This is a genomic window from Micromonospora sp. AMSO31t (genome assembly GCF_008868175.1).
In the GTDB taxonomy this organism is placed as follows: Bacteria; Actinomycetota; Actinomycetes; order Mycobacteriales; family Micromonosporaceae; genus Micromonospora.
On sequence record NZ_WBKT01000227.1, the window covers coordinates 1 to 7580 of the forward strand.

A 7580-nucleotide genomic window follows, 5' to 3' on the forward strand; every position below is an offset into this window, starting at 1 on the left:
GGGCGGGTGAGGGGGGCGTTGCGGGCCTGCCCGGCCAGCTCCTCCGCGTCGACCGGGTCGGCGGCCATCACGGTGCGCCACTTCGGCCACTCCGAGTTGCCCACCCGGATGGCCACCGGGCTGCCCAGCGTCACGCCGTGCCGGAGCCCACCGATGACCTCGATCTCGTCCTGCTCGAAGGACATCCGGGCGCCCCGGCCGTAGCCGAGCCGGCGCCGGGCCAGCTCGCCGGAGATCTCCGCGGTGGTCACCTCGATGCCGGCGGGCACCCCCTCCAGCAGCGCGACGAGGGCGGGTCCGTGCGATTCACCTGCAGTCAGCCAGCGCAACACAGCGGTCAGTCTGTCACGCCCAGTGTCCGACAGATCGTCCTGCCCGCCGCGTCCCGCCCTGCGGACGCGGCCGTCCGCACGCCGGGCGGTTGAGTCGCGGTCAGGCCGCCGCGCGGGCCTCGGCCAACGCGGCGCGCATCGCCTCCCGGGGCGCGGACACGCCGGTGAAGTGCTCGAACTGGCCGACCGCCTGAGCCAGCAGCAGGTCCAGCCCGGACACCACCCGGCAGCCGGCGGCGACCGCCGCCGCGGCGAGCGGAGTGGGCCACGGGTCGTAGACCACGTCGAAGAAGACCGTCCCGGGCCGCCAGTCGAAGTTGTCGGCGAGCGGGTCGGCCACGCCCCTGGGCACCGTGGAGACCACGAGGTCGGCCCGGGCGTGCGCCGGGGCGCCGTCCCAGGGAGCGCCGACCAGCGGGACGCCGACCGCCTCGGCCGTCGACCCCAGCTCCCGCACCGCTTCCGGCCGCCGCGCCACCACGGTCACCTCCGCCGCGCCGATCCGCGCGGCCGCCGCGACGGCCGCCCGGGCGGTGCCGCCCGCGCCGAGCACGGTGACCGTGGCGCCCGTCGCGCACCCGGCGGCGGTGAGCACGTCGACCATGCCCGCGACGTCGGTGTTGTCGGCGTACCAGGTGCCGTCCGGCCGGCGTACCAGCGTGTTGGCGGCGCCGACCGCGGCGGCGACCGGCGAGGCCTCCCCGGCCACCGCGAGCGCGGCCTCCTTGCCCGGCATGGTCACCGACAGGCCGGCCCACTCCGGGCCGAGGCCCGCGACCAGGCCGGCCAGCTCGTCGGCCGCGCACTCGATCCGGGTGTACGACCACCCGGTCAGCCCGGCCGCCGCGTACCCGGCGTTGTGGATCACCGGGGAGAGCGAGTGGGCGATCGGCCGGCCGACCACGGCGGCCTTCATCAGGTGCAGTTCTCCCCCGTGAGCACCTTGTTGTCGCACATCTGCCGCTGCAGCTTGCGGAAGTCGGCGTCGTTCGAGCCGTAGCCCATGGTGCCCTTCTGGTCCACCGTCATGAAGAAGATCCAGTCGCCGGGCGGCGGCTCCAGGGCGCCCTTGAGGGCGGCCTGACCCGGGTTGCTGATCGGGGTGATCGGCAGGCCGGCCACGTTGTGCGTGTTGTACGGGTTCTTGAGGTCGTTGATCTCGCTCTGCAGCAGGTCGTCGGAGTCCTTCGGGTCCTTGCCCTGCAGCCGGAAGTAGTAGTTGATGCCGCTGTCGATGCCCAGGCACTTGCAGCCGATCTTGCCGGCGTAGACCCGGTTGTAGATCACCCGCGACACCTTCGGCAGGTCGACCGCGTTGACCGACTCGGCCTCGGCGATCGAGGCGGTGATCAACGCCTCGTACGGCGAGATCTTGCGCTCCTTCTGCGTCCGGTCGACGAAGTCGAGTTGCGTGGCCACGGTCAGGAACTGGTCCACCATCATCGACAGGATCTGCTCGGCGGTGGCCTTCGGCGGGATCTCGTAGGTGGACGGGTAGAGGAAACCCTCGATGCTCTTCGGGCCCTTCTTGCCGTCCTGCCGGTTGAACCAGAAGGCGGGCACGCCCAGCTTGACCGGATCCTTCGCGGCGGTCTGGAAGTCCTTGACCGGGATCTTGGTCTGCTTGGAGAGGATCTGGTAGATGTTCAAGCTGATCGTGCCCTCGGGGATGGTCACCCCGTTGACCACCCGGCTCTTCGGGTCGAGCATCAGCGTGATCGCGTCCGCGGCCTTCATCTGCTTGCGGACCTTGTACCGGCCGACCTGGATGTTCTTGCTGCGCGAGTTCGCGTCGGCGGCCTCGATGAACGCCTTGGTGCTCTTCACCACGCCGGCGTCGTAGAGGGTGTTCCCGATGTCGGTGAGGGTGTCGCCCGCCTTCACCTCGACGAGCGTCTCGCCCGTGCCGGGACCGTCGTAGTCGGGGGTGACGAAGTGATTACGGATCCGGTCGAAGCCGACGTACGCCCCGCCGCCGATGCCGCCCAGCAGCACGATCGCCATCAGCAGGGCGAAGATGGTCTTGCCCCGGCCGCCACCCGACCCGCCGTTGCGCTTGCGCACGGCGCTGCGCCGGTGCCGGCCCTTCTCCCCCCTCTCCGCCTCGTCGAACCCCAGATCAAGATCGTCGATCATTGCGTCCGCCTCCGCTGCGCGTCCAGCCAGCTCTGCAGAATCTCCACCGCGGCGGCCTGGTCGACCACCGCCCGTTGGCGCTTTCCCCGGACGCCCCGTTCGGCCAGCCTACGACTCGCGACCACGGTCGACATCCTCTCGTCCGTCAGCGTCACCGGAATCGGCCCCATTACATCGGCCAACCGGGCAGCGTACGCCGAGACGTTCGCCGCTGCGGGGCCGTGCTTTCCGGCGAGGTTGACCGGCAGGCCGACGACGACCTCGACCGCCTCGTGCTCGCCGGCCAGCCGGACCAGCTCGGCGATGTCGGTGGGCACCGCGTCCGGCCCGGTCGTCAGGTCGCGGGCCAGGGTGACCAGCGGAGTGGCCAGGACGCCGTGCGGATCGGAGCGAGCCACCCCGACGCGGACCTGGCCGACGTCGACGCCGAGCCGGACACCACGGGACAGTTCAGCCATCTACCGGACACCCTTCCCCCGGTACGGGCCAGGGCGGACCCGGCGGTCCGCCCTGGCTTCCATCGGTGCGCACATCAGGCGTCGGCGATCGCCTTCTCCACGGTGGCCAGCAGGTTCGGCGCCTCCGCGGCGGGCAGGCCGCCGCCCTGCGCGAGGTCGTCGCTGCCGCCGCCCCGGCCGGAGAAGGCCGCCTTCACCAGGTCCTTCGCGGTCAGGCCCCGGCCGCGGGCGGCCTGGTTCACGGCCACCACGAGGGACGCCTTCCCGTTGGCCCGGGCGGCCACCGCCACCACGGCCGGGCGGGCCGGGTCGATCCGGCCCCGGATCTCCTGGGCCAGGGTCCGCACGTCGTTGCCGGCAGCGCCCTCGGGGGCCTCGGTGCCGACGTACGCGACGCCGCGGACGTCCTTCGCCTGCGCCGCCAGAGCCGCGGCCCCACCCAGCACGAGCTGGGCGCGGAGCTTCTCCAGCTCCTTCTCCGCGTCGCGGAGCTGGGTGACCGTCTGCTCCACCCGGTCGGCGACCTGGTCGCCCGGCACCCGGAACAGCTCGGCCAGCCGGGAGACCAGCAGGTGCTCGCGGGCCAGGAAGCCGAAGGCGTCCATGCCCACCAGCGCCTCGATCCGGCGCACGCCCGAACCCACCGACGCCTCGGAGAGGATCTTGACGAGGCCGAGCTGGGCCGAGCGGGCCACGTGCGTGCCGCCGCACAGCTCGCGGGCGTAGTCGCCGACCTCGACGACCCGGACCCGCTCGCCGTACTTCTCGCCGAACAGCGCCATGGCGCCGATCCGGCGTGCCTCCTCCTGCGTGGTGATGAAGGCGTGCACCTCCAGGTCGGCCAGGAGCACCTCGTTGACCTGCTGCTCCACGTCGTGCAGCACGCTCGGCGCCACCCCGGTCGGGGTGTTGAAGTCGAACCGCAGCCGGCCCGGCGCGTTCAGCGAACCCGCCTGGGTGGCCGACTCGCCGAGGAAGTTGCGCATGGTCTGGTGCACGAGGTGGGTGGCCGTGTGCGAACGCGAGATGGCCCGCCGCCGCGACACGTCGATCTCGGCGTAGCCGGTCTCACCCGCGCGCACCTCACCGCGGAGCACCTTGGCCCGGTGCACGATCAACCCCGGCACCGGCTGCTGCACGTCGAAGACCTCGAGCTGGCCGCCGCCGACCGTGATCAGGCCCTGGTCGGGCTGCTGGCCACCGCCCTCCGCGTAGAACGGGGTGGTGTCCAGCACCAGCTCGATCGTGTCACCCTCGACCGCCGCGGCCACCTCGGCGCCGCCGGCCAGCAGCGCGCGCACCCGGGACTCCCGGGTCAGCTCGGTGTAGCCGGTGAACTCCACCGCCCCGCCGCCGTCGAGCACCGACCGGTACGCCGACACGTCGGTGTGCCCGGTCTTGCGCGCCTGGGCGTCGGCCTTGGCCCGGCTGCGCTGGTCGGCCATCAGCCGGCGGAAACCCTCCGCGTCGACCTGCAGGCCCTGCTCCGCCGCGATCTCCAGGGTCAGGTCGATCGGGAAGCCGTACGTGTCGTGCAGCTGGAACGCCTTGTCGCCGGAGATCGACGCCTGCCCGGCCGACTTGGTGTCCGCGATGGCGGTGTCCAGGATCGTGGTGCCCGCCCGCAGGGTGGCCAGGAAGGCGTCCTCCTCGGCGTACGCGTACTGGGAGATCCGGCCGAAGTCCTCGGCCAGCTCCGGGTAGGACGGGGCCATGCAGTCCCGCGCCACCGGCAGCAGCTCGGGCAGCGCCCGGTCCTGGTAGCCGAGGAGGCGGACCGCGCGGATGGCCCGGCGCATGATCCGGCGCAGCACGTACCCGCGGCCCTCGTTCGACGGGGTCACCCCGTCGCCGATCAGCATGAGCGCCGTGCGCACGTGGTCGGCGATCACCCGCAGCCGCACGTCGTCCGGGTGCGACTCGCTGGCCACGTGGCCGGAGTGCGCGCCGTAGCGCTTGCCGGTCAGCTCCGCGGCCCGGGCCAGGATCGGCCGGACCTCGTCGATCTCGTAGAGGTTGTCGACGCCCTGGAGGATGGAGGCCATCCGCTCCAGGCCCATGCCCGTGTCGATGTTCTTCGCCGGCAGTTCACCGAGGATCGGGTAGTCCTCCTTGCCGGTGCCCGGACCCCGCTCGAACTGCATGAAGACGAGGTTCCAGAACTCCATGTACCGGTCCTCGTCGACCGCCGGGCCGCCCTCGCGGCCGTACTCCGGGCCGCGGTCGTAGAACAGCTCGGAGCAGGGGCCGCACGGACCGGGGATGCCCATCGACCAGAAGTTGTCGGCCTTGCCCCGGCGCACGATCCGCTCGGCGGGCACGCCGACCGACCGCCAGATCTGGTACGCCTCGTCGTCGTCCAGGTAGACCGTCGGCCAGATCCGCTCCGGGTCCAGCCCGAAGCCGCCCGCCTCGACCGGCTTGGTGACCAGGTCCCAGGCCAGCGGGATGGCGCCGTCCTTGAAGTAGTCGCCGAAGGAGAAGTTGCCGTTCATCTGGAAGAACGTGCCGTGCCGGCTGGTCTTGCCGACCTCGTCGATGTCCGGCGTCCGGATGCACTTCTGCACGCTGACCGCACGCCGGTAGGGCGGGGTCTGCTGGCCCAGGAAGTAGGGGACGAACTGCACCATGCCGGCGTTGACGAACAGCAGGTTCGGGTCGCTGATGGCGGGCAGCGGAGCGGACGGCACCACGGCGTGGCCGTTGGCCTCGAAGTGGGCGAGGTACCGCCGCTTGATCTCCGCCGTCTTCATCGCTGGTGTTCCTCCGGGAAAATCTCTCGGTCGCCGATCCGCGGGTCCTCCCGCAGCTCGGCGAACTGGTCGTCGTACGCCTCGCCGCGGGCGAAGGCCTCGTGGATCTCGTGCTCGCGCTCGGCCATCCCGGCCCGGACGTCGTCCACGAAGCTGCGGACCGACTCGACGAGGCCGCCGGCCGACTCGGACAGCCCGCTGGCGATCCCCGCCGGCGTGTACGCCTGCGCGGTCCGGGTGGCCTTGCGGACCACCAGCACGCCCACGGCCAGGCCGATGCCCAGCCAGAACAACCGCCTCATGCTCTCATCCTCCCGCTGTTCGCCGGCCGGGTCAGCGGTTGCCGCGCCTGGCGGCCCGGCGCTGCTGCTTGATGGTGTCGCGCACCTCGCGCTCGGTCTCGGCGTGCCGGCGCGCGGCGGCGGCCTTGCGCACGCCGTAGCCGAACGCGGCGACCTTGACCAGCGGGTTCGCGGCGGCGGCGGAGACCACGGCGGCCAGGTTCGCCACGTTGGCGGTGACGTTCTGCGCGTGGGTGGTCATGGTGTCCACCTTGGCCAGCTGGAGGTTGACCCCGTCGAGGGAGGTCTGCACCTGCTCCAGGGCCGTGTTGACGTTCTTCACCGTGGTGTTCACGTCACCGAGCAGCGGCGCGGTGCGGTCGTTCAGCTCGGTGATCATGCTCGTCGTCGCGTCGACGGTGTGCCGCAGCCGCAGGATCGGCACCGCGAGCACGAGCACCAGCATCAGGAACGCGCCGGCCGCGATCAGCGCAGCGATCTCTCCACCACTCACGCGCATGTCCTCCTCAAGCAGTGTCCCGGGACCCGACGCCCCGGGACGCGCGACCGTACCTACCCGGTCCGTCGCACCCCGACCCGTGACCGGTCAACGGGGCGGACGGGCCCCGCCAGCCCCAGACCCTACCGTCCGTGATGGAAACCGGCTCACGACGGTGAGGGTGCCGACTCACCGAGCGGGTCGTCGGTGAGGGTCGGGTACGGGTCCTCGCCGGTGAGTGACGGATCGGTGGTCGGCTGCGGTCCGGTCCGCTCGTCGTCGATCGCGTTGCGCACCTTCACCGACACCAACGAGCCGGTGCACTCCCCCGCTGCGGGCGCGGGCGGCGGAGACGGCGCAGGCTCGCCCTCCACGGGCGGCGGCACGCAGGTGGGCTCGCGCACCCAGAGGTCGAGGGTGAGCTCGTCCCGGCGCCAGCAGGTGTAGGTGCCCTTGACCTTCTGCTCCGGGCAGCGGCTCACCTTCCACCGCTGCCAGCCGTCCCGGGACAGCGCCGCCTCGTAGGCCTGCGCGGTCTCCTTCCAGGCCTTCTGCGACTCCACGGTGCGTTCCCGCAGCCGGCAGTCCTGGAGGCACCACCGGCTGCCACTGACGTTGTCGACCGTCTTCGTCGCCGCCCAGGACGGCACGCTCAACGCGTCGAGGGTGTCGAAGACCGGGTCATGGCTCAGCGTGCGCAGCCCGAAGTAGAGCGGCAACGCGCCGAGCAGCACCACGCTGACCAGGGCGAGGATGCCCAGCCGCAGCCGCTGCCGCTCGCGCATCTGCCGGCGCAGCTCCGAGCGGGCGCCCCGCAGGCCGCCCACCGCGTCGTCGGCGTCCCCCGGCGCGGCCTCGGCCCGGCGCAGCGCCGGTCCGGCGCCGTCCTCCGGTCCCGGCCGCGCCTCCGCGGGAGGCACGACCGCGGCGGCCCGCGCCACCGCCGGCTCCCCCGGGGGTACGACCGCCGCCGCCCGCGCCACCGCCGGCGCGCCCGGCCCTGGCGGCATGGCGCCCGGGCCACCGGTTTCGGGTCGGGTGGGCGCCGGCGCGGGCGGGTTCGCCCGGCCGGCCGGCCGCTCGTCCGGCCCCACGGGGCGGGCCACCGAGGCGGCCGCCCG

The 7580-nt window shown here is 72.7% G+C and carries 8 protein-coding genes; all 8 read right to left on the bottom strand.

The annotated features are described in order from the left end of the window. A partial coding sequence (locus tag F8274_RS29080) for a chorismate synthase (RefSeq protein WP_151465552.1) occupies positions 1-332 on the bottom strand: 332 nt, incomplete at its 3' end. A 100-nt stretch (positions 333-432) separates the two neighbouring features. Beyond that, the gene (locus F8274_RS29085; RefSeq protein WP_151465553.1) at positions 433-1248 is read right to left on the bottom strand and encodes a shikimate dehydrogenase; all 816 of its coding nucleotides are present in this window, start codon (positions 1246-1248) and stop codon (positions 433-435) included. Continuing rightward, positions 1248-2468, bottom strand: coding sequence for an endolytic transglycosylase MltG (mltG, locus tag F8274_RS29090; protein ID WP_151465554.1), 1221 nt, complete (start codon positions 2466-2468; stop codon positions 1248-1250). The genes F8274_RS29085 and mltG overlap by 1 nt, the downstream gene beginning before the upstream one ends. Next, positions 2465-2926 (bottom strand): Holliday junction resolvase RuvX, encoded by a 462-nt coding sequence (gene ruvX, locus F8274_RS29095; RefSeq protein ID WP_151465555.1) that lies wholly within the window; start codon positions 2924-2926, stop codon positions 2465-2467. Before ruvX ends, mltG begins: the two co-directional genes overlap by 4 nt. Before the next feature lie 74 nt (positions 2927-3000). Further along, positions 3001-5679 carry an alanine--tRNA ligase gene (gene alaS / locus F8274_RS29100; RefSeq protein WP_151465556.1) on the bottom strand — a complete coding sequence of 893 codons (2679 nt, stop codon included), beginning with the start codon at positions 5677-5679 and terminating at the stop codon, positions 3001-3003. Beyond that, positions 5676-5981 carry a DUF6167 family protein gene (locus tag F8274_RS29105; protein ID WP_151465557.1) on the bottom strand — a complete coding sequence of 102 codons (306 nt, stop codon included), beginning with the start codon at positions 5979-5981 and terminating at the stop codon, positions 5676-5678. Before F8274_RS29105 ends, alaS begins: the two co-directional genes overlap by 4 nt. A gap of 31 nt (positions 5982-6012) precedes the next feature. Beyond that, positions 6013-6474 carry a DUF948 domain-containing protein gene (locus F8274_RS29110; protein ID WP_151465558.1) on the bottom strand — a complete coding sequence of 154 codons (462 nt, stop codon included), beginning with the start codon at positions 6472-6474 and terminating at the stop codon, positions 6013-6015. 152 nt (positions 6475-6626) lie between these two features. After that, positions 6627-7244, bottom strand: coding sequence for a hypothetical protein (locus F8274_RS29115; RefSeq protein ID WP_151465559.1), 618 nt, complete (start codon positions 7242-7244; stop codon positions 6627-6629). Positions 7245-7580 lie beyond the last annotated feature (336 nt).

Excerpts from the sequence above, each read along its gene's own strand:
- F8274_RS29085 (WP_151465553.1), bottom strand. The coding sequence starts at position 1,248 with ATGAAGGCCGCCGTGGTCGGCCGGCCGATCGCCCACTCGCTCTCCCCG.
- mltG (WP_151465554.1), bottom strand. The coding sequence starts at position 2,468 with ATGATCGACGATCTTGATCTGGGGTTCGACGAGGCGGAGAGGGGGGAG.
- alaS (WP_151465556.1), bottom strand. The coding sequence starts at position 5,679 with ATGAAGACGGCGGAGATCAAGCGGCGGTACCTCGCCCACTTCGAGGCC.
- ruvX (WP_151465555.1), bottom strand. The coding sequence starts at position 2,926 with ATGGCTGAACTGTCCCGTGGTGTCCGGCTCGGCGTCGACGTCGGCCAG.
- F8274_RS29105 (WP_151465557.1), bottom strand. The coding sequence starts at position 5,981 with ATGAGGCGGTTGTTCTGGCTGGGCATCGGCCTGGCCGTGGGCGTGCTG.
- F8274_RS29115 (WP_151465559.1), bottom strand. The coding sequence starts at position 7,244 with ATGCGCGAGCGGCAGCGGCTGCGGCTGGGCATCCTCGCCCTGGTCAGC.